This is a genomic window from Brevibacillus formosus (genome assembly GCF_003013405.1).
GTDB lineage: Bacteria > Bacillota > Bacilli > Brevibacillales > Brevibacillaceae > Brevibacillus > Brevibacillus formosus.
Genome location: NZ_PXZL01000020.1, coordinates 17,358 through 43,194, shown reverse-complemented (window position 1 = coordinate 43,194; position 25,837 = coordinate 17,358). Strand labels below are relative to the sequence as shown.

23 protein-coding genes and 1 riboswitch are annotated in these 25,837 nt (G+C 48.5%); of the genes, 21 read left to right on the top strand and 2 right to left on the bottom strand.

Going from position 1 to position 25,837, the window contains the following annotated elements:
- Positions 1 to 76: 76 nt before the first annotated feature.
- The 3 genes from C7R91_RS18140 (at position 77) to C7R91_RS18130 (ending at position 3,762) form a co-directional block, all read left to right on the top strand.
- Positions 77 to 1,729: an ABC transporter substrate-binding protein gene (locus tag C7R91_RS18140; protein ID WP_047072595.1), complete on the top strand. Its 1,653-nt coding sequence runs from the start codon at positions 77 to 79 to the stop codon at positions 1,727 to 1,729.
- 97 nt (positions 1,730 to 1,826) lie between these two features.
- Positions 1,827 to 2,837, top strand: a complete 1,011-nt coding sequence (locus C7R91_RS18135) for an ABC transporter permease (protein ID WP_047072593.1) — start codon at positions 1,827 to 1,829, stop codon at positions 2,835 to 2,837.
- 16 nt (positions 2,838 to 2,853) lie between these two features.
- Positions 2,854 to 3,762, top strand: coding sequence for an ABC transporter permease (locus C7R91_RS18130; protein ID WP_047072591.1), 909 nt, complete (start codon positions 2,854 to 2,856; stop codon positions 3,760 to 3,762).
- A 56-nt stretch (positions 3,763 to 3,818) separates the two neighbouring features.
- On the opposite strand, the gene C7R91_RS18125 is transcribed toward C7R91_RS18130, so the two are convergent.
- A complete protein-coding gene (locus C7R91_RS18125; RefSeq protein WP_047072589.1) occupies positions 3,819 to 4,589 on the bottom strand; it encodes an alpha/beta fold hydrolase in 771 nt (256 codons plus the stop codon).
- 123 nt (positions 4,590 to 4,712) lie between these two features.
- Here C7R91_RS18125 and C7R91_RS18120 point away from each other — a divergent pair, with 123 nt between their 5' ends.
- The 7 genes from C7R91_RS18120 (at position 4,713) to C7R91_RS18090 (ending at position 11,828) form a co-directional block, all read left to right on the top strand.
- Positions 4,713 to 5,804 carry a M24 family metallopeptidase gene (locus C7R91_RS18120; protein ID WP_236697948.1) on the top strand — a complete coding sequence of 364 codons (1,092 nt, stop codon included), beginning with the start codon at positions 4,713 to 4,715 and terminating at the stop codon, positions 5,802 to 5,804.
- Positions 5,805 to 5,820: 16 nt separating this feature from the next.
- Positions 5,821 to 6,020, top strand: a riboswitch (cobalamin riboswitch).
- Between the two features lie 169 nt (positions 6,021 to 6,189).
- Entirely contained in the window at positions 6,190 to 7,209 is a 1,020-nt protein-coding gene (locus tag C7R91_RS18115) for an ABC transporter substrate-binding protein (protein WP_047072587.1), read from the top strand.
- A 24-nt stretch (positions 7,210 to 7,233) separates the two neighbouring features.
- Positions 7,234 to 8,292: a FecCD family ABC transporter permease gene (locus C7R91_RS18110; RefSeq protein ID WP_233220560.1), complete on the top strand. Its 1,059-nt coding sequence runs from the start codon at positions 7,234 to 7,236 to the stop codon at positions 8,290 to 8,292.
- A complete protein-coding gene (locus C7R91_RS18105) occupies positions 8,289 to 9,101 on the top strand; it encodes a heme ABC transporter ATP-binding protein (RefSeq protein ID WP_047072583.1) in 813 nt (270 codons plus the stop codon). The genes C7R91_RS18110 and C7R91_RS18105 overlap by 4 nt, the downstream gene beginning before the upstream one ends.
- Positions 9,102 to 9,233: 132 nt before the next feature.
- Positions 9,234 to 10,247: a methyltransferase domain-containing protein gene (locus C7R91_RS18100; RefSeq protein ID WP_047072581.1), complete on the top strand. Its 1,014-nt coding sequence runs from the start codon at positions 9,234 to 9,236 to the stop codon at positions 10,245 to 10,247.
- A gap of 55 nt (positions 10,248 to 10,302) precedes the next feature.
- Positions 10,303 to 10,851 (top strand): sigma-70 family RNA polymerase sigma factor, encoded by a 549-nt coding sequence (locus C7R91_RS18095; protein ID WP_047072579.1) that lies wholly within the window; start codon positions 10,303 to 10,305, stop codon positions 10,849 to 10,851.
- Positions 10,821 to 11,828 (top strand): hypothetical protein, encoded by a 1,008-nt coding sequence (locus C7R91_RS18090; protein ID WP_047072576.1) that lies wholly within the window; start codon positions 10,821 to 10,823, stop codon positions 11,826 to 11,828. The genes C7R91_RS18095 and C7R91_RS18090 overlap by 31 nt, the downstream gene beginning before the upstream one ends.
- 54 nt (positions 11,829 to 11,882) lie before the next feature.
- Here C7R91_RS18090 and C7R91_RS18085 read toward each other — a convergent pair whose 3' ends face one another.
- On the bottom strand, positions 11,883 to 12,761 hold the full coding sequence (locus C7R91_RS18085; protein ID WP_047072574.1) for a GNAT family N-acetyltransferase: 879 nt from the start codon (positions 12,759 to 12,761) through the stop codon (positions 11,883 to 11,885).
- Between the two features lie 281 nt (positions 12,762 to 13,042).
- On the opposite strand from C7R91_RS18085, the gene lepA reads away from it, so the two are divergent.
- The 11 genes from lepA to deoC all read left to right on the top strand — a co-directional run bounded on the left by lepA (position 13,043) and on the right by deoC (position 25,748).
- Complete coding sequence (gene lepA, locus C7R91_RS18080) at positions 13,043 to 14,860, top strand: translation elongation factor 4 (RefSeq protein ID WP_047072572.1); 1,818 nt, start codon at positions 13,043 to 13,045, stop codon at positions 14,858 to 14,860.
- Between the two features lie 439 nt (positions 14,861 to 15,299).
- Positions 15,300 to 16,439 (top strand): radical SAM family heme chaperone HemW, encoded by a 1,140-nt coding sequence (gene hemW, locus C7R91_RS18070; RefSeq protein WP_047072568.1) that lies wholly within the window; start codon positions 15,300 to 15,302, stop codon positions 16,437 to 16,439.
- Positions 16,440 to 16,592: 153 nt separating this feature from the next.
- Complete coding sequence (gene hrcA, locus C7R91_RS18065; protein ID WP_047072567.1) at positions 16,593 to 17,618, top strand: heat-inducible transcriptional repressor HrcA; 1,026 nt, start codon at positions 16,593 to 16,595, stop codon at positions 17,616 to 17,618.
- A 58-nt stretch (positions 17,619 to 17,676) separates the two neighbouring features.
- Complete coding sequence (grpE, locus tag C7R91_RS18060) at positions 17,677 to 18,219, top strand: nucleotide exchange factor GrpE (RefSeq protein WP_047072566.1); 543 nt, start codon at positions 17,677 to 17,679, stop codon at positions 18,217 to 18,219.
- 51 nt (positions 18,220 to 18,270) lie between these two features.
- Entirely contained in the window at positions 18,271 to 20,097 is a 1,827-nt protein-coding gene (dnaK, locus tag C7R91_RS18055; RefSeq protein WP_047072564.1) for a molecular chaperone DnaK, read from the top strand.
- A gap of 150 nt (positions 20,098 to 20,247) precedes the next feature.
- Complete coding sequence (gene dnaJ / locus C7R91_RS18050) at positions 20,248 to 21,375, top strand: molecular chaperone DnaJ (protein WP_047072561.1); 1,128 nt, start codon at positions 20,248 to 20,250, stop codon at positions 21,373 to 21,375.
- A gap of 99 nt (positions 21,376 to 21,474) precedes the next feature.
- Complete coding sequence (gene prmA, locus C7R91_RS18045) at positions 21,475 to 22,416, top strand: 50S ribosomal protein L11 methyltransferase (protein ID WP_047072560.1); 942 nt, start codon at positions 21,475 to 21,477, stop codon at positions 22,414 to 22,416.
- An 18-nt stretch (positions 22,417 to 22,434) separates the two neighbouring features.
- On the top strand, positions 22,435 to 23,193 hold the full coding sequence (locus C7R91_RS18040; protein ID WP_047072558.1) for a 16S rRNA (uracil(1498)-N(3))-methyltransferase: 759 nt from the start codon (positions 22,435 to 22,437) through the stop codon (positions 23,191 to 23,193).
- A gap of 101 nt (positions 23,194 to 23,294) precedes the next feature.
- Positions 23,295 to 24,653 carry a tRNA (N(6)-L-threonylcarbamoyladenosine(37)-C(2))-methylthiotransferase MtaB gene (mtaB, locus tag C7R91_RS18035; RefSeq protein WP_047072928.1) on the top strand — a complete coding sequence of 453 codons (1,359 nt, stop codon included), beginning with the start codon at positions 23,295 to 23,297 and terminating at the stop codon, positions 24,651 to 24,653.
- On the top strand, positions 24,650 to 25,078 hold the full coding sequence (locus tag C7R91_RS18030; protein ID WP_017247721.1) for an NUDIX hydrolase: 429 nt from the start codon (positions 24,650 to 24,652) through the stop codon (positions 25,076 to 25,078). The genes mtaB and C7R91_RS18030 overlap by 4 nt, the downstream gene beginning before the upstream one ends.
- Before the next feature lie 4 nt (positions 25,079 to 25,082).
- The gene (gene deoC, locus C7R91_RS18025) at positions 25,083 to 25,748 is read left to right on the top strand and encodes a deoxyribose-phosphate aldolase (RefSeq protein ID WP_047072555.1); all 666 of its coding nucleotides are present in this window, start codon (positions 25,083 to 25,085) and stop codon (positions 25,746 to 25,748) included.
- The last annotated feature ends 89 nt before the right edge of the window (positions 25,749 to 25,837 follow it).

The following is a 25,837-nucleotide window of genomic DNA, read 5'->3' as shown; positions in this document are numbered from 1 at the left end:
CAAAGCAGTAGGTATTGTATCGACCATCTACCAAAAAGGAACGTGCGACCATTATTAGAAAAAGGGGGATGTTTTCATGAAGAAGAGAGTTCTCTCCGCAACCATGACCAGCCTAGTGGCGCTGGCCATGCTGATTGCTGGATGCTCTAGCACTACGACACAAGCGCCGGCAGAACAGCCAAAGACAGAAACTCCGGCACCTGCAACTGAGCCTGCTAAAACTGGACCGAAGCAATTAATCGTCGGTCGCGGTGCAGACACAAAAGGGCTTGACCCAATTACACAAACTGACGGTGAGACATTTAAGGTAACTGAGAACATTATGGATACATTGATTGGCTTCGCGGATGGCTCAACAGAGCTGGCTCCATCGTTGGCTGAGAAATGGGAAGTAACTCCTGATGGTCTTGTTTATACGCTGAAACTGAGATCAGGCGTGAAATTCCACGATGGAACTGATTTCAATGCAGAGGCGGTCAAATACAACTTTGAGCGCTGGAGCGACAAGAGCCATCCACAGCATTCACCAGAGGGCTTCGAGTACTACGTGAGCCAATTTGGTGGTTACAAGGGTGACGCGACTCACATTATCAAATCTGTGGAAGCAGTCGATCCGACCACTGTAAAATTCACGTTGAATCGTCCGCTGGCTCCATTCCTTGCCAACCTGGCCATGTCTCCTTTCGCGATTGGCTCGCCTGAGGCATTGAAAAAGGATGTTAAGAAATTTAATGAGCACCCAATCGGTACAGGGCCTTTCAAATTCGTAGAGTGGAAGCGCAACGACACGATCACGCTCGAGAAAAACCCTGATTACTGGAACCCAGGATATCCGAAGCTGGATAAGCTGGTGTTCAAGGTCATTCCGGAAAACACGGCACGTCTGACTGCTTTGGCATCTGGTGAGATCGACTTGATGGATGGTCTGAACACAGATGATATCCCAGCAGTAAAAGAAAACAAAGACCTACAACTCTTCCTGCGTCCTACCAATAACATTGGATACATTGGCTTTAACGTCGAGAAGAAGCCACTCGACAATCCAAAAGTTCGTGAAGCTATTGCTTATGCGATTAACAAACCTGAAATCGTAACCGCCTTTTTCGATGGGGTTGGAGAACCAGCAGTCAACCCAATGCCAAAAACCATGTGGGGACATAACAACGATATTAAAGATCGTGAGTTCAACCTCGATAAAGCAAAGCAATTGCTTGCGGAAGCAGGACATCCAAACGGCTTTAAAATCAAGTTCTGGGCAATGCCAGTTCCACGTCCGTACATGCCAGAAGGTGTGAAAATTGCAGAAGCAATCCAGCAAGACCTGAAGAAAATCGGGATTGACGCTGAGATCGTAACGATGGAATGGGCAACGTATTTGGAAAAGACTCGTTTGGGTGAGCAAGAAATGTTCATGCTTGGCTGGACAGGTGACAATGGAGACCCTGACAACTTCCTTGCTGTCTTGCTCGACAAAAACAGCATCGGTAGCAACAACTATACACGCTGGGCAAACGAAGAAGCTTCTCAATTGATGATGAAAGCTCAATCCAATCCAGACCAAGCAGAGCGTGAAAAGCTGTACAAACAAGTACAAGAGATCATCTTCAAAGATGTGCCAATGGTTCCGCTGGCACACTCTACACCAGCATTGGCAGGAAAAGCGAATATCATAGACTACAACCCGCACCCAAAAGGATCTGAAAGTTTGGAAAAGGTAGACTTCAAGTAAGCTGTTTCGTTAGGAAAAGGGTAAGAGGAGTGCATACCTCTTCTTACCCTCCTTTCATTCATTATGTAGCGATTATTTTATGCAGGAAGGCGAGGAGATGGCATTGCTAGCTTACAGCATTCGAAGAATTTTAATGCTCATTCCTGTCTTAGTGGGCATGTCAATCATCGTTTTTTCCATTATTCGTGCCATCCCTGGTGATCCGGCTTTGACGATTTTGGGAGAAAAAGCAACACCACAAGCGATTGCAGACATACGAGAAGCATTGGGATTGAATAATCCGTGGTACATACAGTATTTCGATTATATGAAAAATATTTTGAGCGGAAATCTTGGGGAATCATTGCAAACGAATGCGCCGATTTCAGATGAAATCATGCCTTATTTGGCGGCGACGACTGAACTTACAATTGTGAGCATGCTGATTGCGGTGTTTATCGGTGTAAATGCAGGGATTCTTTCTGCGTGGAAGCAAAACTCCTGGTTTGACTACTGTGCGATGTTGATCGCTTTGGTTGGTGTATCCATGCCGATTTTTTGGCTAGGTTTGATGGAGCAATGGGTGTTTGCCCAAGAACTGAAATGGCTGCCATCAGTTGGTCGCGACAATTCGCGTAATCCCGTAGAGGCCATTACGCACTTTTATATACTGGATACGATGATGGCTGGTCGTTGGGATCAGCTATGGGAAGTTATCAAGCATTTAATTTTGCCAGGAATCGCGTTAGGTACGATCCCGATGGCGATCATTGCACGTATCACTCGTTCGAGCATGCTGGAAGTCATGCGAGCCGACTATGTCAGAACCGCTCGTGCAAAAGGGCTGACACAGTTTTGGGTCGTGTACAAGCATGCACTGAAAAATGCGATGATCCCTGTTTTGACGGTAATTGGTTTGCAAACAGGGCTGCTGCTGGGTGGAGCTGTTTTGACAGAGACGATCTTCGGATGGCCAGGTGTCGGTCGTTATATTGTGACTGCCATTGGAAACCGTGACTATCCGGTTATCCAATCCGGTATTCTTGTGATTGCGACGATTTTCGTCCTGATCAATCTCTTGGTCGACCTTCTGTATGCCTATATCGATCCACGCATCAAATATCGCTAAGGAGGGACGAAGAGACATGGCACAACCACAATTACAACCACAAGATCAGGTAGTGGTACCATTAAAAGTGAAGCAAGAAGAAGTAGTCTCTCCTTGGAAGGATGCATGGAGGACGCTGCGAAAAAACAAGCTGGCGTTAGTGGGCTTCGGGATTATTTTGTTTTTCATTATCGTGGCGGTACTAGCTCCATGGATTGCTCCATATCCGTATGACGAAGGCCAGCTCGTGATGAAAAACAAGCCGCCTTCTGAAGCGCATTGGTTTGGAACAGATTACAATGGTCGTGATGTATTTAGTCGCGTTATTTATGGGGCACAAATCTCCTTATGGGTAGGGACGTTCTCTGTCATTGGCTCCGTTCTCGCAGGGACCTTGCTCGGTCTTTTGGCAGGATACTATGGCAGATGGATCGATACGATCATTTCACGTCTCTTTGATATCATGCTTGCGTTTCCAAGTATTCTTTTGGCAATCGCTGTCGTTGCCATCTTGGGGCCTTCTTTGCAAAACGCCTTGATTGCGATTGCGATTATTAACATTCCGACATTTGGACGCTTGGTGCGCGCCCGCGTATTGAGCTTGAAGGAAGAAGAGTTCGTCATGGCTGCACGGGCAATCGGAATGAAGAATTCCCGGATTATCATGCAGCATATTTTGCCGAACAGCCTTGCCCCAATTATTGTAACCGGGACGATGGGGATCGCAACAGCGATTATCGAAGCAGCTGCACTTGGCTTTCTCGGACTGGGAGCACAAGCGCCAGAACCAGAATGGGGAAAAATGCTTGCTGATTCCCGTCAGTACATTCAGAAAGCACCATGGACTGTTATTTTTCCGGGGCTCTCTATCATGCTGACTGTTCTCGGTTTTAACCTAATCGGGGACGGCTTGCGCGATGCACTCGACCCGCGAATGAAGAGCTAGTCCAATCGCAAAAAGACAGAAGGGAATGGAGATGCCGTCCCTCTGTCTTTTCTTATTTATCCTTCTTCCATAAAGGTGCGGCACAACTGATTGAAAGCAGGAGCAGCTTTCGTGATGACTTGATGTTTTACGTTAGGGATCATTTCGAGTCTTGCTTTTGGCAATTTCATCATAAGCACCTGCGCATAATGGTGCATCCGTTTATCTTGTTCGCCATAGGCAAGTAAAATCGGAAGCTGGATGTTCCCAAGACGCTCTGTACATTGATAACGATGTCCGGATGCGTAAAGGTATTTCAGGCTGGCGGGATCTGTTTTGGAGGCATGCGCTGTCCACTTTTCCCGCATTTCTGGGTCATCGACATGTGAGGAAGCAATCGAGCGGGCAAGAAGAGGAGCTCCGTGAAGCATCGACAATGCCTGCGCCATCCAGAATCGTCCATGTAAATACAGGTCATTCACTTCGGAAAAACCGCTCACGAGTATGCCGCCTTGTGCATGATCAGGATAGCGAAGACAATATTCAAGGGCGATAGAAGCACCTTGGGAGTACCCCAAAATATAGGGACGTTCAATGCCGAGTGACGGGATCAGCCTATGGATCTGTTCTGCCAACTCCCCAATAGAAAAGGGCTTCTCCATCGGCGAACTGTCGCCATGTCCGGGCAAATCAGGGACAATGAGCTGATATGTATCTGCGAGTGTTTGCTGATAAATAAAATTGATAGAGCCGATGCAAGGCGCATGAATACACAATAACGGTTGGCCTTTTCCCGATATGTGAAAAGCAAACTGTTTGCCATCCTGATGGATGAGTATTTGTTCCATTTTATTTTCACCCCACCTTTAGGTTGTCCGATACGAAGCAGATTTTGCAATTGAACTCTTCTTTTTTTGATGGGGAAGTGGTATTCTCGCAATAGAATAATTGGTGAAAGCAGGGTGAAGAAGTTGTTTCAAGAGCGCATTTCGAAGCTCCACACGTTTTTGACAGAGCAAGAGCTGAACGCGGTGTTGATTACCTCTCCCAAGCACGTCTACTATTTGACCGGATTTTTTACAGACCCGCATGAACGTTTTATGGGTCTCGTTATTCCTGCTGAGGGGAAGCCTTCCTTGATTGTACCTGCTCTTGATCGTGAAGCAGCGGCAGAAGCTTCGTTCGTTCAAGATATCTATACACATACGGATATCCAAAACCCGTATGAAATTCTCAAGCAAGTGTTGCCAGCGAACTTGACGAAGCTAGGAATTGAGAAAAGTCATATGACTGTCGAGCGCTACGAAGCACTTGGGCAAGCTGTTCTGGCGTCGAGCTATGTGGACGTGGAAGAGCCACTGCGTGAAATGCGTTTGATCAAATCCGCGGATGAAGTGGATCGTCTGAAGCACGCTGTTCAGTTGGTCGAGGATTCCTTGCGGGAGACCCTGAAAAAAGTCAAGACAGGCATGACAGAGACCGAAATCGTAGCTGAGCTGGAATTCCAGATGAAGCGCTTGGGTGCGGAAGGTCCATCCTTTACGTCCATGGTATTGGCAGGGGAGAAGTCGGCACTGCCACACGGAAAGCCAGGAACACGCCAGGTGCAAGAAGGCGACTTGCTTTTGTTTGATATCGGGGTAGCTGCAAACGGATATGTATCCGATATTACTCGTACCTTTGCTGTAGGCGAGATCAGTGCCCAGCTACAAGAAATTTACGAGACAGTATTGGCTGCCAACGAAGCGGCAATTGCTGAGATTCGTCCGGGTGTGACCTTTGCGCATTTGGATAAAACCGCTCGCGATGTCATTACCGCAAAAGGCTACGGAGAATACTTCATGCACCGTCTGGGGCATGGACTTGGGATGGATGTACACGAATATCCGTCTGTTCACAGTCAGAACCAAGAAGTGCTTCGTCCAGGGATGGTATTTACGATTGAGCCAGGCATCTATCTTCCAGGTGTAGGCGGCGTGCGGATTGAAGACGATGTATTGGTTACGGAAACGGGCGTTGAAATACTCACGCAGTTCCCGAAAAAACTGACTTCTATCAACTAATGAAAAAATCGTAAAAATTAAATACGTATCGAATGGTGCTGGATGGCATAAGCCGTCAGCTTAAAAGGGAAGTCCGGTGAGAAACCGGCGCGGTCCCGCCACTGTAACGAGGAGCGCCTAGCGAATAGCCACTGTTTTTTGCAAGACAAAAAATGGGAAGGTAGCTGGGGGTGTTGATTCGTAAGCCAGGAGACCTGCCATGCGATCATGTACAATCGACCCACGAGGATGGGGCAGATGTGGAAGCAGTCTATGAAAGGGCGCCTTTGTGCCCGCTTATAGCTATATCTACGTTTGTCGTGCACCTCCCGATTGAAATGGGGGGTGCATTTTTTGTGGAGGATTGGTTCAACCCATCATTTCCATACAGAAAAGGGGATTACAGATGTTTAAGACAAACAAAACACATACAAGAATGAAAGGACTAAGTTTCTGTATCATGACAGCTGCCATGCTTTTGGTTTCGGCATGCGGCTCTACTGCGACAACACAGGCTCCAGCCAAAACAGAACAAACAGCTGTTCCAGCAGCAGAGAGCAAGCCTGTAACATTAACCAATAATGGCATCGAAATGACCTATCCAAAAGCGCCTGAGCGTGCTGTGACTTTGAACCAACACGTCACGGAAATCATGCTGGCATTGGGCCTGGCTGATAAAATGGTCGGAACCGCGTACCTAGACGATAAAATCCTTCCGGAGTTAAAGGCAGATTACGACAAGATTCCGGTACTGTCTGACAAGTATCCTACGAAAGAAGTGCTGCTGGCAGCGAACCCAGACTTCGTATACGCCGGATGGAAAAGCGGATTTGGCGAAAAGGGCGTAGGAACGATGCAGGACTTGGAAAAAGTCGGTATCCAATCGTATCTGCAAGAGTCATCTAACATCCCTGGCCCGACAATTGACGATGTGTTCGCGGATATTACGAATATTGGTCGCATTTTCCGTGTAGAAGACAAAGCGAATGATTTGATCAACAAAATGAAAAGTGAAATGGATCAAACGATTAGCAAAATTGGCAAGGTGGACGAGCCGCTGAAAGTGTTTGTGTACGACAACGGGGAAGATAAACCATTCACAGCAGCCAACAACTACATGACGTCCTTAATTAAGACTGCTGGCGGTAAGAACATTTTTGATGACATTCAAAAGGGTTGGGCAGAGGTCAGTTGGGAACAAGTAGTGAGTCGCAATCCAGATGTGATTATTATCGTAGACTACGGTGATAGAACCGTCGAGCAAAAACGCAATTTCCTTTTGACCAAAAAAGAACTGGCGGATATTCCGGCGATTAAAAATCAACGACTGATGGTATTGCCTTTATCTGCGGCTTCAGAAGGCGTTCGAGCACCGATTGCGCTAAAAATATTGGCGGAAGGACTCTACCCGGATAAATTCAAATAGAGTACACCCTTTTTAAGGGAGGGAATAGCACTGCAACAGATCAAATTACCTTATATCATCATTACTCTACTGGTCGGACTCTTCCTCTCGATTACGTTCGCTGTGACGTTGGGATCGGTGGAGATTAAGCCGACAACGGTTTGGAAAATCGCCTTATCGAAAATTCCGATGTTCACCCAATGGATTGAGGTGGATTGGTCCAAAGGGGAGCAAACGATTATTTGGGATATTCGCTTTCCGCGTGTACTCTTGGGGGCGATCGTCGGCGCAGGTCTGTCTGTCGTGGGAGTAGCGATTCAGTCGTTGGTTCGCAACTCCCTGGCTGACCCGTATGTGTTAGGCGTATCTTCAGGTGCTTCGGTTGGAGCTACCTTGGTGATTATATTCGGAGCATTCAGCATGTACGGGCAGTATGCGCTGTCCTTTGGCGCTTTTACAGGCTCCCTCGTGTCCATCATTCTCATTTTTACGCTATCCCGTATCGGTGGACAAAACTCGACGGTACGCCTGCTCATGGCTGGAATTGCGATATCGGCAATCTTGTCGGCCATTACCAGTCTCCTTGTTTTTTCAGCGCCGAATGAGCATGGAATTGGGACGGTTCTGTTTTGGTTAAGTGGCAGTCTGGCTGGCGGGAAATGGGAGTACTTGACGATCCCTACATTGATTGTCGTCATCTGTCTCATCGTCTTAATGGCCCAATACCGCTCTCTCAATGCAATGCTGATGGGCGAGGAGTCAGCCGGAACATTGGGAGTTAATACGGTGCAATTCCGCAAGCTTCTGCTGGTGATCACGGCACTGCTCACGGGGGTGATCGTGTCCATCGCGGGATCAATCGGTTTTGTCGGATTAATGATGCCCCATATCGTCCGTGTGATGGTCGGATCAGATCACAGGCGTGTCCTGCCTGTCAGCGCTTTGTTTGGCGCGATATTTCTCATCTGGGTTGATGTAGTCGCCAGGCTTGCATTTGCACCGGAAGAGCTGCCGATTGGTATTTTGACAGCGCTGTGTGGAGGTCCATTCTTTATCTGGCTGATGTTGCGGAGTTCTTATTCCTTTGGAGGTAGCGGACGATGAATTTGCAGGTTGAGAATATATCGGTCGAACTGGAGAAAAAGGGAATCCTGCGCAATGTCAGTCTGGAGGTGCGCTCTGGAGAGTTTGTGGGGCTGATCGGGCCGAATGGCAGCGGAAAATCCACGCTGCTTAAAAGCATTTATCGTGTATTGAAGCCGCGTTCGGGATGGATCACACTCGATGGCGACGACGTATACAAGCTAACCTCGCGCCAAAACGCTCAGCGAATGGCGGCAGTACGACAGGAGACCTCTGTTGAATTCGATTTTTCGGTGACCGAAATCGTGAATATGGGACGTGCTCCGCATAAGCGACTGTTTCAGTCCGATAACGCAGAAGACGTTCGGATTTGTGAAGAAGCATTACAGCGGGTAGGGATGCATACGTACGCAGATCGCAGCTTTTTCACTTTATCGGGCGGGGAGAAGCAGCGGGTGCTGATTGCCAGAGCTTTGGTGCAGCAAGCCCAGTTTCTTGTCCTTGATGAGCCGACGAATCATTTGGATGTTCGGTACCAGTTGCAGGTGATGGATCTAGTCAAAAATCTTGGGATTACGGTCTTGTCCTCGTTGCATGATCTCAATATCGCTGCGATGTACTGTGATCGGCTATACGTGATTTCTGAGGGAGAAATCGTTACATCGGGGACTCCTGAGGAAGTCTTGACACCCAATCTGATCCGGGATGTTTTCGGAGTAGAGACAGAAGTGACCACCCATCCCATTACAGGAAAAAAGCATGTGTATTTCTACTCGGAAGCAATCCGTGTGAAGCCATCTATCCAGAAGGTAATGAGCGGGGCCAATTGATAGGGGCCGAGTTAAGTTTCTTTGAATTTCATAGGGAGGATGCCTAGGCGGCGTCCTTTTTTGTTAAGCCGAAGCACCCTCTCTTGCATTCTGGAGGGAACTAAGTAATCTACAGGAGGTATCTAAATCATTATGACTGTTTATAGTTGCAGAATATGCAAGTTCCGTTACGACGAGTGGCTAGGTGATACGAAAAATGGCGTTCCGCCCGGAGTGCCTTTTCCCCATTTGGCAGGCTCTGTGTGTACCGATTGTGAGATGAATGAGGAAGGACGGCATTTGCCGCTTCCTGAAACCAAGTACACGAACGCAGAAGCTACGTATTACGATCAGTTTGCCGGGAAGGCCAGCATCGCTTTTTATCGAAACTGGTTGCTGCAAGAAGCGGAGCAATCATCAGTCTCAGTGCTGGAGCTGGGTGTTGGAACAGGGAGAATTGCCATTGAGCTGGCACGGAATGGCTTGTCCGTCTGCGGGATCGATTGGAGCCCGGATATGCTGGAAATGGCCGCCAAAAAGAAGCGGCGCATGTTAAAAGGGAAAGAAGAACTGCTGGAGCTGGTAGAACAAAATATGTGGGAGCTTGAGCTAGATCGGCAATTCACGCATGTGCTTCTTCCAGAAGGGATTTTTCAACAGGCCACCTGTAGAGACAAGCAACGTCAATTGCTTTCGATCATCCACGATTACATAACGGAGGACGGAACCTTGGCAATTGACTTACTCTTGCCGCCAGTAAAAAATCAATGGTCAACGATGCAGCGCAAGTTCGTTTTCCCGGACCGCATGGTGTATCAAAAGGTGGAGGGGGAAACCTCACTCTTGGATCAAAAGTTCCGCTACACGCTTACTTATGAGACTTTTCTTGATCAAATCGAGCAGCCGAGGTATCGCGTAGAGCGCGAGATGGCGCTGATTTTGCCTACAGAGCTTGAGCTGTTACTGGAAGGATCAGGCTTTTACGTCACCTATAGCAAAGAGAATGTCTTCCACAAGCAAGACTTCGAGCCGAGTCAAGCGGACGAGGGCTATGATATGGATCGTTGGCAGCATGGTGGATATCCATTCGCAGAACCTGTCGGAACACCGGGTGGAGCTACTCGATGGACGATTTTGGCGAAAAAAATTTCTTCCTCCACTTTGTAACAAAACGTCTGCTGCTGCATCTAATCAGTGAATGCGAGTGAAGGAGGTCGCGCCCTTGGAAAAATTGCAGCCAACGACTGCTGCTGCGTTTGAACAAATCATGAGGGAATATGGGACCCGCGTGCTTCGACTCGTCACTTTTCTGGTCAAAGATCGCAGCCTAGCAGAGGATATAACCCAAGATGTATTCGTTAAGGTGTATCGGCATCTTCCCCGCTTTCGGCAGGAGAGCAGTGTGCAGACGTGGTTGTATCGAATCGCGGTTAATGAGTGCAAAGGTTATTTGCGTTCTTGGTCGTTTCGTCATATCCTTCCCCGCTCGTGGATTAGGCAGGATGGGGAGCTTTCTACAGAAAGTCTTGTGCTCGATCAAGCCGAGAGGGATCAGCTCGTAGCAGAAGTGTTGCAGCTCCCTCCACTCTATCGCCAAGTGATTGCCCTTCATTACTATGCGGATTTATCCATCGGAGAGGTGGCTGAGGTGCTAGGAGTAGCGGAAGGAACAGTCAGAACCCGGTTGCATAGGGCCAGACAGCAGCTACGGCAGAGTATGGGAGAGGGGAGGGGCTGGGAATGGACGAAAACCGATGGCTCACGGACTTAAAGGAACGGGCTGATCAGACCATTTTTCGTGATGTACAGTTTACTGCAACGATGGAAAAACGAGTGCGCCAGAAGGTGAGGCCCGGGACTAGGTGGGTGACTGGCTCAAGGAAGCTAGCCTTGCCGGGCGTTGTGCTGACGATGGGCTTGCTATTGTGGTATGGGCTCTTCATTCAGGAAGAGAGACAATCTGCACAGCATGAGGTGAGACCTTCACAACAACAAGAGACACAAGTACCTTCCCTGTTGCCAGGGGGACAAATCGTCGAAGCGGATTTGTGGAAGCTGTCGCCTTCTTTGTCTTCCACTTACGATAATCAATCCTTTTCTTATTTGGGAGAAAAACCTGTCCGCATCATGACAGATCAGGACGGCTTCTACGAAGGACAGACGCAGCGGGTGATATGGCTGTTGAATGGGGACTACGCACAAGAAGTAGAGATCACTGCTTACAACACAGATGGGGCCCGTCTGTCATTGGGCAGCTATGAGGTAATGGACCCGTTATACGATGCAGATGGTCATTTTCCATCCGGGATCGTGTTGCCTGAACCGGGGAAATGGAAGCTGGAAGTAAGATCAGGAGGCAAACATCTCGGACAAGTTTTTGTCGAGGTGAAAAAAGGGATAGCACCCGCAAACCGTCAACTGGTCGGCCCGATCATTCAGCAGTATTTGGAGAAGGAAAGCGATAAGCTGGGGTGGCTGGGAAAACAACGCGAGATGAATGTCGAGCTCCTCGGAGTGGAAGCGCCAGATGCGGCGAAACGAACGGTTTACGCTTGGGTGAAAATATCAGGTAGTAATTCTTCCGCGCTCAGTGCACCGATGGTCTTTCAAATCGTCTACAATGGAAATACGTATCGGGTAACTGACTTCCAAATGCCCGAGGACGGCAGTAACTATCAGAGAAGCCTGCAAAAACTGTTTCCACCTAAAGTGTTGGAGCAAGTTCACAGTCGATCAAAAACAAAGTAAGAATGCCAAAACGGACCTTTTCCGAAAAGAAGGTCCGTTTTTCGCTTTTCATGCCTATCCGTATATTTGAGCGCCTATCGCCCAATACGTTCCATCACGGCGTGGCAGGCTAGTAGCATTTGCAACCATCACTGGCGGATGGGAAACCTGTGTGAAGCCGTTTTGCTCCAAATAAGCGTGAAACGCTGCTTGCTCATCTGGTACGTCTATCCGTACACGTCCGGTATGATGTTGTGTCAGCTTGCATAGGAGGTGTTCAGCCATGACGGCATTTTCTGCGACGATCGGCCCTGCGATAAGATTAACTGGGCCTTGAACGGCGAAGCCATATCCGATGATCTTACCGGAGCGATTTTTGGCTACCAGACAGGTGCTAGCTTGTCTCATGCGTGTCTCGAGAAAATGAGATCGGCTGCTGCCTAGTGCTGCTTTGTCCAATTCAACCACGCTTGAGAAATCGTCTAACTCCATTGGCACCATTTCAAATTCGACATTGGCTTCGTTAGGCAGAGGTGCTTTAGGCACAAAGCGTTCAGCTATAAACTTCCGAATACGATCGACTGTATCGAACCCGAGGTTTTTGTACAATGGCTCTCCTTCTGGAGTCGCAATGAGCATGATCGTTGTATCCGTAGAAACAGACGCCATGCACGCCTTCATGAGCTCGCGACCATATCCTTTTCCTTGTGACGAGGGATGGACAATCACCATACCAATGCTGGCAAGCTTGTCTTCGTAGGGGATAATAGCCGCACTTGAAAGTAGGGTACCACTCGTATCTTTGTGACCGAATACGCTCCCGATAGACAGAATTGTGCGAATTTCCGCTTCGTCGTAATCCCAGCCTACGGAATCAGATAAGGCAATGAGTCCGGGAATATCCGATATCGTCAAGGAATGCAAGCAAGGGTCAACGCTGTTCACTTTGATCATTCTCCGTTTCTTTTCTTTCTTTGTGCTTACGGCAGCATCGCCGAAGAGAGTGTGTCATGCTTCCGCCACTTTTGTACATGTAGCAGCCAAGCGGTTCGCACCTCCATGTAGTTACCACTTTAGCACAGGAAAAGTTTGGATACGAGAAAAAGGAGGCAAATGCCTGATTCTCTTTGGTTGCTCTTTATATCATCGGTTTGTTATAATTACCGTTAGTGTATTTTTTGCGAGGCGCAATCTGAACGTTTGAATGGATTCGCGTGGGAGGGAACGAACAACACATGGATCGTCGTGAAAGACAAAAAAGGATACGAAATTTTTCCATCATCGCCCACATTGACCATGGAAAGTCAACGCTGGCAGACCGCATTTTGGAGCTGACCGGTGCTTTGACTGCACGTGAGATGGAAGCCCAGTTTCTTGACACGATGGAGCTGGAAAAAGAGCGCGGGATTACGATTAAGCTCAATGCCGTGCGTTTGAACTATAAAGCAGATGACGGTGAGGAATACATTCTCCACCTGATTGACACCCCTGGACACGTCGACTTTACGTATGAAGTATCCCGCAGCTTGGCTGCCTGTGAAGGGGCTATTCTCGTCGTGGATGCGGCACAAGGGATCGAAGCCCAGACTTTGGCGAACGTGTATTTAGCGTTGGACAGCAACCTGGAGATTATCCCGGTCGTCAACAAGATCGACCTGCCGAGCGCAGAGCCTGAGCGCGTAAAGCAAGAGGTTGAGGACGTAATCGGTCTGGATGCCAGCGATGCGGTTCTGACTTCTGCCAAAGCAGGAATCGGGATTAAAGAAGTATTGGAAGCCGTCGTGCAAAAAGTACCTGCTCCAGAGGGAGACCCGGATGCACCTCTCCAAGCTTTGATTTTCGACTCTTACTTTGATGCGTATCGCGGCGTTATTGCCTCGATCCGTGTCATCAACGGAACCTTGAAAAAAGGTATGAAGATCAAGATGATGGCGACAGGCAAGTCGTTTGAGGTAACCGAAATTGGTACATCGACACCACGCCAAACGCAAGTAGAAGAATTGACGGTTGGAGATGTAGGCTACGTAGCGGCTTCCATTAAAACAGTGGGAGACACCAGTGTGGGGGATACCATTACAGATGCGAATCGCCCTGCTCCTGAACCGCTACCTGGTTACCGCAAGATCAACCCGATGGTTTTCTGCGGTCTGTACCCAATCGAAACGAACGAGTACAACGATCTGCGCGATGCATTGGAAAAGCTCCAGCTAAACGATGCGTCCTTGCAGTTTGAACCGGAGACTTCCCAAGCACTTGGCTTTGGTTTCCGTTGCGGTTTCTTGGGACTTCTGCACATGGAGATCATCCAAGAACGTATTGAACGGGAATTTAACATTAATTTGATTACGACCGCGCCGAGCGTTATTTACCGCATTACCAAAACGAACGGCGAAGTATTCGAAATCGACAACCCGTCCAAAATGCCAGAAGCACAAAAGATCGAAATGGTCGAGGAGCCTTATGTTACGGCGACTGTTATGGTGCCGAAAGAATACGTCGGTGATGTTATGCAGTTGTGCCAGGGTAAACGCGGAGAGTTTCTTGACATGCAGTACATGGGTGAGAACCGTGTGCAGCTGAAGTACGACATGCCTTTGTCGGAGATCGTTTACGATTTCTTTGACATGCTGAAGTCGGGTACAAAAGGCTACGCATCCTTTGACTACGAGCTAGGTGGGTACAAAGCTTCCAAGCTGGTGAAAATGGATATTCTCCTGAACGGCGAAGTGGTGGATGCTCTGTCGTTTATCGTTCACAAAGACACGGCTTATCCTCGTGGAAAAGTCATCTGCGAAAAACTGAAGGAACTGATTCCACGTCAGCAATTCGAAGTGCCGATTCAAGCGACCATCGGACACAAGGTTGTCGCTCGTGAAACGATCAGTGCGTTGCGTAAAAACGTTCTTGCTAAATGTTACGGCGGGGACATCTCACGTAAACGTAAGCTGCTCGAAAAGCAAAAAGAAGGAAAGAAGCGCATGAAGTCTGTCGGTTCCGTAGAGGTACCGCAAGAAGCATTTATGGCTGTATTGCGCATGGATGATAAGAAGTAGGCCTGACCTTGTGTCAGGTCTTTTCCATTAAAAGCGGTGGTCAAAAAGTCGGTTTTTGAACACGAAGTAGTAATGAAAGTTGATTCGGCATCGAAACTGGCGTTCACCTTCGAAGTCCGGTGCTCATGTAGGTCCCCTACACTCCGCTCCTCCTTCTTCAGGTTCTTGCCATTTTCTCGGTGCTGAAAAGCCGACTTTTTGACTTTTATTGAAAAGGTAGTCAAAAAGTTGGCTTTTGATCACGAAGTCATTTATGAAAGTTGATTCGGCGTCGAAACTGGCGTTCACCTTCGAAGTCCGGTGCTCATGTAGGTCCCCTACACTCCGCTCCTCCTTCTTCAGGTTCTCGCCATTTTCTCGGTGCTGAAAAGCCGACTTTTTGACTTTTATTGAAATAGGCAATCCAAAAGTCGTTATTATAAGGAGGGAAAGGGACAAGATGCCACAATCGGTTTACATTCACATTCCCTTTTGTACGAATAAATGTTACTACTGTGATTTCAACTCATTTGTGACGAACAATCCGCAGCTCATTTGGGATTACTTAGACGCATTGAAAAGCGAAATGGAGATCACTTTTAGCCAACAGCCGATCGAGCAGGTGAAAACGATTTTTGTCGGCGGAGGGACACCTACATTTCTCGATCATGCCCAAATGCGAGCGTTTTTGGAACTGGTACAAAAGCAGTTGGGCAAGTACTGGGCGGATGATATCGAGTTTTCGATGGAAGCGAATCCGGGAACGACAGACGTGGAAAAGCTGCGGATCATGCGTGAGCTGGGTGTCAATCGTCTGAGCTTTGGTGTGCAGTCCTTTGACGACGCGCTCTTAAAACGTTTGGGGCGAATCCACGACCAGGAAGCCGTGTACCGCAGTATCGATAATGCGAAAAAAGTAGGCTTCGACAACTTTAGCATTGACTTGATGTTTGGATTGCCGGATCAGACACTCGACATTTTCCGCCAGACGTTGGACAAGGCGTTTGGGCTAGGCACCACGCATTTCTCCGCATATAGCCTCAAGGTGGAGGAGAACACGCTGTTCCACACCCTTTACCAAAAGGATCAGCTGCCACTGCCATCTGAAGAGACGGAGCTTGAGATGTACATGGTATTAATAGAAGAGATGGAGCGGCATGGGTACAAGCAGTATGAAATCAGCAATTTTGCAAAACCGGGCTTCGAGAGCAAACACAATAAAACCTATTGGCTCAATCGTGAATACTATGGGTTGGGTGCTGGTGCCCACGGCTATGTGTGCGGTCATCGGCACGTGAATGCAGGCCCGCTTGCGATCTACATGCAGAAGTGCAAGGAAGGGCTGCCGCGTGTAGAACAATTCGAGGTGCCGCGCGAGGATGCCATGGAGGAACAGATGATTTTGGGACTGCGGTTGAGAGAAGGAGTTGACCTTTCGGCGTTTGCCTCCCGTTTTGGCGCAACTGTTTATGATGTTTTTGGGACAATAATAGAAGAAGAGGTATCCAAAGGAATGCTGGAAGAACGGGACGGGTTTTTGAAGCTGACGAAACAGGGACTTCCGCTCGGAAATGAGGTATTTGCGCGCTTTCTTCGTTAAGTACAAAGCGAAACTCGCGAAAAATGAGATTTTTTGTCTCTAGAACTAGCTCAAGTTCGTTGACAAATCCTTCTACTATTGATACCTTAGTATATAGATTTAGCACTCGATAAGCATGAGTGCTAACAATCCAACAGGAGGCGAGCGACATCCATGTTATCAGACCGTCAACAAATGATTTTAAACGCGATTGTCGATAATTATATTCATTCTGCCGAACCTGTTGGCTCCCGAACCATTTCCAAACGGGACGACATCGGATTCTCTTCGGCAACGATACGCAACGAGATGTCTGACTTGGAAGAGCTGGGGTACTTAGAACAGCCCCACACATCGGCCGGACGTGTTCCTTCTACAAAAGGATACCGTTTCTACGTCGATAACCTGATTCAGCCTCATCTTTTGGAGGAAGCTGAGTTGGGTAAACTAAAACAGTTGTTTGCCGAACGTATTCTCCACGCAGAACAAGTGGTAGAGTACACTGCCCAAATTCTCTCTCAGTTGACAAACTACACGGCGATTGTCTTGGGGCCAGAGATTTTTGAGCATCGGTTAAAACATATTCAAATCGTTCCTCTCAATGCTGAACAGGCTGTTGCGATTGTGGTGACACATACCGGACGAGTGGAGAACAAGCTGATTGATCTTCCAGAAGGCATAGGGGCCGGGGAAATCGAGAGACTCGTCAATCTGTTGAATGCAAAGCTGACCGACGTGCCACTATGGCAGCTTCGGCAACGTCTTTATCAAGAGATTTCCGGTGAAATGCAACGTCATACGGAGCAGTATGAAGAAATTCTTAAGCTCCTCAACAACTCGCTGACACAAGAAGAAGAACGAGTATACTTACGCGGTGCGACCAAGATTATGAACCAGCCGGAATTCCGTGACGTGGATAAAGTCAAGGATATCCTCGAGCTATTAGAGCAGCACGATCAATTGATGAATGTGATCGGTATGCAGGGTGATGGTCTCACGGTACGCATCGGACAGGAAAACCAGCTAGACGCGATTAAGCAATGCAGTATTATTACCACTTCTTATTCGCTTGGAGGCAAGCCGGTGGGAATGGTGGGGATACTTGGTCCGACGAGGATGGAATACGGCAAGGTCATTACTGTGCTCAACCATTTGGCGGAAGGACTATCGCGCATGCTGACTTCGCAGTTTGAGAAATAAATGGAGTGAATGGCTAAACAGTCTTTTGACTGGGGAAAGCCGCCAGGAGGTAGTGACGTTGAGCGAGGAAAAAGTAACGCAAGACCCGACTCTCGAAGAAGAACAGGTAGCAAAGGATGCAGACCAAGCGGAAGCAACCGAGATGAACTGGGAGCAAGAGGCTGCTCACTGGAAGGCTCAGGCTGAGGATCACCAAAACCGCATGCTGCGCGCCATGGCTGATATGGATAACCTCCGCCGCCGTGTTCGCAAAGAGCAGGAAGATCTGGCTAAGTACGCTTCTCTTAAAATCGTGGAAGAGCTTCTGCCAGTTCTCGATAACTTCGAGCGAGCACTTGCCGCTGACAAAGAATCCATGACAGTAGATTCCCTCTTGGAGGGTGTAAACATGGTATATCGTCAGATGGTCCAAGTTTTCGATAAAGAAGGCTTGGCTGCAATCGAGGCAAAAGGAAAACCATTTGATCCTCACATTCACCAGGCTGTTATGCAAACGCAAAACCCTGAGTTTGAATCAGGCGTTGTGGTAGCCGAGCTGCAAAAAGGATATATGTTCAAAGACCGCGTCGTTCGTCCGGCGATGGTTCAAGTGAACGAGTAATCTCAAAAAACGTAAATTCACTAGACGTAAAGTGTTAGGAGGACATTTTGTATGAGTCGCGTAATCGGAATTGACTTGGGAACAACCAACTCTTGTGTAGCAGTAATGGAAGGCGGCGAGCCAGTCGTTATTGCCAATGCGGAAGGTAACCGCACCACACCATCCGTAGTAGCATTCAAAAACGGCGAGCGCATCGTTGGGGAAGCGGCAAAACGCCAAGCGATCACCAATCCAGACAATACCGTAATCTCCATCAAGCGCCACATGGGTAGCACCTATAAAGAAACGCTGGAAGGCAACCAGTACACACCTGAGCAAATCTCTGCTATGATCCTGCAAAAGCTGAAAGCTGACGCTGAAGCCTACCTTGGTCAATCTGTGACGCAGGCAGTGATTACGGTTCCAGCTTACTTCAATGACAGCCAACGCCAAGCAACAAAAGATGCTGGTAAAATTGCTGGCTTGGAAGTACTGCGTATCGTGAACGAACCAACCGCAGCGGCACTTGCATACGGTATGGAGAAAACAGAAGATCAAACCGTTCTCGTATTCGACTTGGGCGGCGGTACCTTTGACGTATCCATTCTCGAATTGTCCGACGGCTTCTTCGAAGTAAAAGCGACTTCCGGTGACAACAAACTGGGCGGAGACGACTTTGACGATGTCATCATGAACTACCTGGTGAGCGAATTCAAAAAAGAGCATGGCATCGACCTGTCCAAGGATCGCATGGCTCAACAACGTTTGAAAGACGCTGCGGAAAAAGCGAAGAAAGACCTCTCTGGCGTATTGACTACGACTATTTCCCTGCCGTTCATTACAGCAGATGCAACAGGTCCAAAGCACTTGGAGATGAACCTGACTCGCGCGAAGTTCGAAGAGTTGTCTGCTGAGCTGGTTGAGCGTACAATGGGCCCAACTCGTCAAGCGCTGAAAGACGCTGGTCTGACTCCAAGCGAACTGGATCGTGTTATCCTGGTTGGTGGTTCTACTCGTATCCCAGCAGTACAAGAAGCAATCAAGAAATTTACAGGAAAAGAACCACATAAAGGTGTAAACCCAGATGAAGTAGTAGCACTGGGAGCGGCTGTTCAAGCGGGCGTACTGACTGGTGACGTGAAAGACGTCGTTCTTCTCGACGTAACGCCACTGTCCCTTGGTATCGAAACATTGGGTGGCGTATTCACCAAGCTGATCGATCGTAACACGACGATCCCAACCAGCAAATCCCAAGTGTTCTCTACAGCTGCGGACAACCAAACATCTGTAGAAATTCACGTTCTCCAAGGGGAGCGTCAAATGGCAGGCGACAACAAATCGCTCGGACGCTTCAATCTGTCCGATATCCCGCCAGCGCCACGCGGCATCCCGCAAATCGAAGTATCCTTCGATATTGATGCGAACGGTATCGTAAATGTACGTGCAAAAGACCTGGGTACAGGTAAAGAGCAACGTATCACGATCACGTCCAACTCCGGTCTGTCCGACGAGGAGATCGATCGCATGGTAAAAGATGCTGAGTTGAATGCTGAAGCGGACAAACAGCGCAAAGAGCAAGTAGAAGTTCGCAATGAAGCTGACCAACTCGTATTCACGACTGAGAAAACACTGAAAGAAGTAGAAGGCAAGATCGACCAAGCTGAAATCGATCGCGCTAACGCTGCGAAAGATAAAGTGAAAGCTGCTCTGGAAGGCGGCAACATCGAAGAGATCAAGACAGCGAAAGATGAACTGTCCGAGATCATCCAACAAATTTCGGTGAAGCTCTATGAGCAGGCTGCTCAAGCGCAAGCAGCACAAGGCGGCGCTGAAGGTCAAGAGCCGAAGAAAGACAATGTCGTTGATGCTGACTACGAAGTGGTAGACGATAAAAAGTAACACGCTGGAACTGTGAGGGGAGAGATTTCTTCCCTCACTTCCCACGATGTGACCCATGAAAGTCAAAGTCACGGAATGCTGACTTTGACTTTTTTTCAAGTCTGTCACATGCTATGATAACAGTTGACTGTCATGGGAGTGATGTAGGAGATGAAACGTGATTTATACGAGGTTCTGGGCGTTGCCAAGGACGCGAGCGCGGATGAAATCAAAAAAGCGTATCGCAAGCTGGCACGTCAGTACCATCCCGATGTAAATAAAGAGGCTGATGCGGAAGAAAAGTTCAAAGAAGTAAAGGATGCGTACGACATCCTGTCCGAGCCACAAAAGCGTGCGCAGTATGACCGTTTCGGTCACCAAGACCCGAATCAGGGCTTCGGTGGCGGAGGCTTTGACGGATCAGGCATGGGCGGCTTCGGAGATATTTTTGATATGTTCTTCGGTGGTGGCGGCAGACGTTCGAATCCAAACGCACCGCGCAAAGGATCTGACCTGCAATTCGGCCTCAGCATTGACTTTATCGACGCGATTTTTGGAAAAGAAACCGACGTGGAAATTCCAAAAGAAGCAGAATGCGATACATGCCTTGGTTCTGGCGCGAAGCCTGGTTCCGGTGTCGATACATGTAAGACTTGTAATGGTACAGGACAACAAGAAGTGGTGGCAAACACGCCATTCGGCCGAATCGTCAATCGCCGTGTTTGCTCGACTTGCGAAGGCAAAGGGAAAGTTGTCAAAGAAAAATGTTCAACTTGCCGTGGAAGTGGACGTGTCAAGGTACGCCGCAAAATTCATCTCAACATCCCAGCAGGTGTGGATGATGGAGCACAATTGCGCGTAACAGGCGAGGGAGAACCAGGTGCCAACGGTGGACCTCCTGGAGATTTGTACGTCGTTTTGCGTGTGAAGAGTCATGAGTTTTTTGAGCGTGAAGGAAATGATATTTACTGTGAGGTTCCGCTTACTTACGCACAGGCAGCACTTGGAGATGAGATCGAAGTGCCGACTGTCGATGGTCGCGTGAAATTAAAGATCCCGGCGGGTACCCAAACAGAAACATTCTTCCGCTTGCGTGGAAAAGGTGTTCCGCATTTGCGTGGGAACGGCCGCGGTGATCAGCATGTGAAAGTGCGCGTCATTACGCCGACCAAGCTGAGCGATAAACAAAAGGAATTGTTGCGTGAGCTCGCCGAACTGTCTGGAGAAAAACCAGGACAGCATGGGGGAGAAGACGAAAGCTTTTTCGAAAAAATGAAACGGGCATTCCGCGGCGAGTAATCCGTCGCGGTTTTGTCCGCTTTTTGCCTAAAGTTTCGTGTAGTGAAGTCGATTAAATGAAAAGCCCGATTGGGAGCTTATGTGGGGAGTGGTAGATTCGTGAAATGGTCAGAAATCAGTATCCATACTACAGCGGAGGCTACGGAGGCGGTGTCAAGCCTCTTGTATGAATTGGGTGCCAATGGTGTCGTAATTGAAGACCCGGAGGTGCTCTATCGTGAGTGGGATACCCCCTTTGGCGAAATCTACCAGCTTTCTCCTGATGATTTTCCGGCCGAGGGCGTATTCGTTAAAGCATACCTGCCGGTTGACAGCAGCGAACTGCTAGACGTTGTAGAAGAGCTGAAAGAGCAATTGGCGCAGTTGATCGAGTATGGTTTGGACATCGGCAAGGCATCGATTGCCGTAAACGATGTCCATGAAGATGAATGGGCCCACGCCTGGAAAAAATATTACAAACCGGTTCATGTGTCTGATCGCATGACTATCAAACCAGTATGGGAAGAGTACGAGCCGAAGCATCCAGATGAAATCATTATCGAGATGGACCCAGGCATGGCATTTGGAACAGGTACACATCCGACGACCATTCTTTGTCTGCGTGCACTTGAGAAGTATCTGGCAAAAGGCGATCAGGTGTATGATGTTGGGACAGGCACAGCTATTTTGAGTATTGCTGCCATCAAGCTCGGAGCAAAAGATGTGCTAGCGATGGACTTGGATGAGGTAGCCGTACGCTCTGCACAGGCCAATACCGAACTGAACGGTGTTCATGAGCATATTAACGTGAGACAAAACAATTTGCTTGACGGCATCGAGGAGCAGGTGGAAGTAGTCGTGGCTAACATTTTGGCAGAAGTCATCGTGCGTTTCACCGACGATGTATTCCGTGTGTTGAAGCCAGGCGGCACCTTTATCTCGTCAGGTATTATTGCTGCACGTGAAGCGGATGTAAAAGCGGCGTTGGCGGCTTCAGGCCTTGAGGTCGTGGAAACCATTTTCATCGATGACTGGGTAGCAATTGTAGCAAAAAAACGATAGAATAGTGGGGTTGGCGAGATGCAACGATATTTTGTCGAGCCACATTCCTTTACTGAGAATGAGCTAACGATTGTCGGAGACGATGTACACCATATCGTAAATGTAATGCGTGCTCGGGAAGGCGAAGAAATCATCGTTTCTGATGGAGCGGGCAGGTCGGCACGGGCCAAGCTGGTCTCTCTTTCTGCCAAGGAAGTACGGGCAGAAGTAATGGAAATGCTTCAAGAAGAACGAGAACTGCCGATCCGGGTCACAATTGGTCAGGGGCTTCCAAAAGGCGAGAAGCTGGAGTGGATTTTGCAAAAGGGGACGGAACTTGGGGCGTACTCCTTTTTCCCGTTTTCTTCTGAGCGAACCATTGTAAAGTTGGACGCCAAAAAAGAAGCGAAAAAACTGGAGCGTTGGCGCAAAATTGTCAAGGAGGCTGCTGAACAGTCTCATCGTGCTGTTTTGCCAGAGCTTCTATCTCCTGTTTCATTTCGTGAGATACTTCAAGCTGGCCAGTCGTATACGCATTGCGCAATTGCCTATGAAAAAGAAGGCAGTACCACGATTCATCAAGTGCTAGAAGAGATGACTGCGGGCGATTCACTTCTCGTCCTCGTTGGACCGGAGGGAGGCTTCTCTCCCGAGGAAGTGGCCCAAGCAGAGAGCAAAGGGTTCCTGACGGTTTCCCTCGGCCCGCGTATTTTGCGCACGGAAACAGCAAGCCAGTACGTTTTGGCCTGCGCTTCCTATCAGTTTGAACGAAAGGCTTCATCACTTCGCAAAGGATGAGCAGGAGCGAAACGGTCATGACCGTTTCGTTGACCGCAAGCGGTCACATCCACTTTTATGAAAAACGTCGAGACGTTTTTCACGGAAAAGGAGGAATGGCAATGTCTACCGTTGCTTTTCATACATTGGGCTGTAAAGTAAACAGCTATGAAACAGAGGCCATCTGGCAATTGTTCAAGGCAGACGGCTATGAGAGAGTCGACTTTGAACAAGATGATGCAGATGTTTACGTGATTAATACTTGTACCGTTACGAACACGGGAGATAAGAAGAGTCGCCAAGTGATTCGTCGTGCAATTCGCCGCAATCCTGAGGCGATCGTAGCCGTAACAGGCTGCTATGCGCAAACCTCTCCAAGTGAGATTGCGCAAATTCCCGGTGTAGATATCGTAGTTGGTACACAAGGACGCGAGAAGCTGATCGAGTACGTGGATCAAATTCGTGCAGAACGCAAGCCGATCAATGCAGTAGGTAACATTATGAAAGCTCGTGAATTCGAAGAGCTGGATGTTCCTAACTTTACAGATCGCACACGTGCTTCCCTCAAGATTCAAGAGGGCTGCAACAACTTTTGTACGTTTTGTATTATTCCTTGGGCACGCGGTCTGATGCGTTCCCGCAAACCGGAAAGCGTTGTCGAACAGGCCCAAAAGCTGGTGGAAGCAGGCTATCTGGAAATCGTTTTGACTGGAATTCATACGGGTGGTTACGGCGAGGATCTGGAAGATTACAATTTGGCCAAGCTGCTGATTGACCTTCACAAAGTGGAAGGCCTCAAGCGTATCCGTATCAGTTCGATCGAGGCGAGCCAAATCACTGACGAAGTGATCGAGGTCATCAACAACTCCGATCGTGTCGTGCGCCATCTGCATGTACCGCTGCAAGCAGGCGATGACGAAGTGTTGAAACGCATGCGCCGCAAGTATACGACTGCTGAGTTTTACGAAAGAATGGTCAAAGTACGCGAAGCATTGCCAGGAGCAGCGATTACAACAGACGTCATCGTAGGCTTCCCGGGTGAGACCGAAGAGCAATTCTGGAACGGATATGAGTTTATGAAGAAAATCGGTTTTGCCGAGATGCACGTTTTCCCGTACTCCATGCGTACAGGTACACCAGCAGCGCGAATGACGGATCAAGTTCCTGAAGAGGAAAAGAACGAGCGCGTAGCGAAGCTTCTGGAGCTCAATCAGGAATTGACCTTGGCATACTCCAAGAAATTCGTAGGGGATGTACTGGAAGTCATTCCGGAGCGTCCGTTTAAAGAAGCACCTGATAGCGGTCTTCTGATGGGCTATTCGGACAACTACCTGAACGTTGTCTTCCCTGGCGATGAGAGCATGATCGGCAAGATTTGCAAGGTCAGACTGGATGAACCAGGCTCGGAATACTGCAAAGGGACTTTTGTTCGTGTAGTGGAAACAGAGGCGCTGCCTTACCTCAAGGAGCGAGCTATATGAGGGAGATATCGGCAGGAGGCGTTGTATACCAGAAGCAAGACACAGAGTACATGCTCCTATTGATTGAAGACCGCTATGGCAAAGTAACACTCGCAAAAGGGAAGCAGGAGATGGGCGAGACCATCGAAGAAACGGCTCTGCGCGAAGTTTTGGAAGAAACAGGCGTAGCAGGACGATTGGGGTCCAAGCTCGACATGATCACCTACGTGTATACGCATCCGGTAACGGGCGAATCCATCGACAAAGAAGTACATTATTATTTGGTGGAAGCCTACAACACAGAGATCACCGTACAGCTAGAAGAAATCAATGATGTTCATTGGCATTCTGCAAAGGAAGCATGGGATTTGCAGCTGCAACGAGGATACCGTAACAATGACAGCATTTTTCGCCTTGCATTCGAACAATTAGGGATAGAGGTGTAGTTTTATGAACATGAACAAATATATCGACCACACGCTGTTGAAGCCTGATGCTACACAAGAGATGATTGACAAGCTGTGCGCTGAAGCAAGAGAGCACGACTTCATGTCTGTATGCGTAAACCCTTATTGGGTAAAACGCTCTGCTGAACTCTTGGCAGGCTCTAATGTGAAAGTGTGCACGGTTATCGGATTCCCTCTGGGAGCGAGCACGATCGAGTCCAAAGCAGCCGAAACCCGCGATGCGATTGCAAACGGGGCGACTGAGGTAGATATGGTACTGAACGTAGGTGCCCTCAAATCCGGCGACCTGGAAACTGTCAAAAAAGACATCGCTGCTGTGAAGCAAGCCGCTGGCGATATTCTCTTGAAAGTGATTCTGGAAACTTGCCTCTTGACCGAAGAAGAAAAAGTAGTTGCGTGCAAGCTCTCCGTAGAAGCTGGTGCTGATTACGTAAAAACCTCCACAGGATTCTCAACAGGTGGAGCAACGGTTGAAGATATCGCCCTGATGCGTAAAACCGTAGGACCAAATGTGGGCGTAAAAGCGTCTGGTGGCGTTCGTGACGGTGAAACAGCGGTTGCGATGATCGAAGCAGGAGCGAGCCGTATCGGTACAAGCTCCGGTGTTTCCATTGTAACTGGAGCAAAAACAACAGGCAGCGGATACTAATACAAAGGAAAGCCTGGCCGAGGTAAGGCCGGGCTTTTTCCGTCCTGCATGCTGAAGTTCCTATAGAGAGAGGATAGGGAGCGGGGAGG

Excerpts from the sequence above, each read along its gene's own strand:
- C7R91_RS18140 (WP_047072595.1), top strand. The coding sequence starts at position 77 with ATGAAGAAGAGAGTTCTCTCCGCAACCATGACCAGCCTAGTGGCGCTG.
- C7R91_RS18135 (WP_047072593.1), top strand. The coding sequence starts at position 1,827 with ATGGCATTGCTAGCTTACAGCATTCGAAGAATTTTAATGCTCATTCCT.
- C7R91_RS18130 (WP_047072591.1), top strand. The coding sequence starts at position 2,854 with ATGGCACAACCACAATTACAACCACAAGATCAGGTAGTGGTACCATTA.
- C7R91_RS18125 (WP_047072589.1), bottom strand. The coding sequence starts at position 4,589 with ATGGAACAAATACTCATCCATCAGGATGGCAAACAGTTTGCTTTTCAC.
- C7R91_RS18115 (WP_047072587.1), top strand. The coding sequence starts at position 6,190 with ATGTTTAAGACAAACAAAACACATACAAGAATGAAAGGACTAAGTTTC.
- C7R91_RS18105 (WP_047072583.1), top strand. The coding sequence starts at position 8,289 with ATGAATTTGCAGGTTGAGAATATATCGGTCGAACTGGAGAAAAAGGGA.
- C7R91_RS18100 (WP_047072581.1), top strand. The coding sequence starts at position 9,234 with ATGACTGTTTATAGTTGCAGAATATGCAAGTTCCGTTACGACGAGTGG.
- C7R91_RS18090 (WP_047072576.1), top strand. The coding sequence starts at position 10,821 with ATGGACGAAAACCGATGGCTCACGGACTTAAAGGAACGGGCTGATCAG.
- C7R91_RS18085 (WP_047072574.1), bottom strand. The coding sequence starts at position 12,761 with ATGATCAAAGTGAACAGCGTTGACCCTTGCTTGCATTCCTTGACGATA.
- lepA (WP_047072572.1), top strand. The coding sequence starts at position 13,043 with ATGGATCGTCGTGAAAGACAAAAAAGGATACGAAATTTTTCCATCATC.
- hemW (WP_047072568.1), top strand. The coding sequence starts at position 15,300 with ATGCCACAATCGGTTTACATTCACATTCCCTTTTGTACGAATAAATGT.
- hrcA (WP_047072567.1), top strand. The coding sequence starts at position 16,593 with ATGTTATCAGACCGTCAACAAATGATTTTAAACGCGATTGTCGATAAT.
- dnaK (WP_047072564.1), top strand. The coding sequence starts at position 18,271 with ATGAGTCGCGTAATCGGAATTGACTTGGGAACAACCAACTCTTGTGTA.
- dnaJ (WP_047072561.1), top strand. The coding sequence starts at position 20,248 with ATGAAACGTGATTTATACGAGGTTCTGGGCGTTGCCAAGGACGCGAGC.
- C7R91_RS18040 (WP_047072558.1), top strand. The coding sequence starts at position 22,435 with ATGCAACGATATTTTGTCGAGCCACATTCCTTTACTGAGAATGAGCTA.
- mtaB (WP_047072928.1), top strand. The coding sequence starts at position 23,295 with ATGTCTACCGTTGCTTTTCATACATTGGGCTGTAAAGTAAACAGCTAT.
- C7R91_RS18030 (WP_017247721.1), top strand. The coding sequence starts at position 24,650 with ATGAGGGAGATATCGGCAGGAGGCGTTGTATACCAGAAGCAAGACACA.
- deoC (WP_047072555.1), top strand. The coding sequence starts at position 25,083 with ATGAACATGAACAAATATATCGACCACACGCTGTTGAAGCCTGATGCT.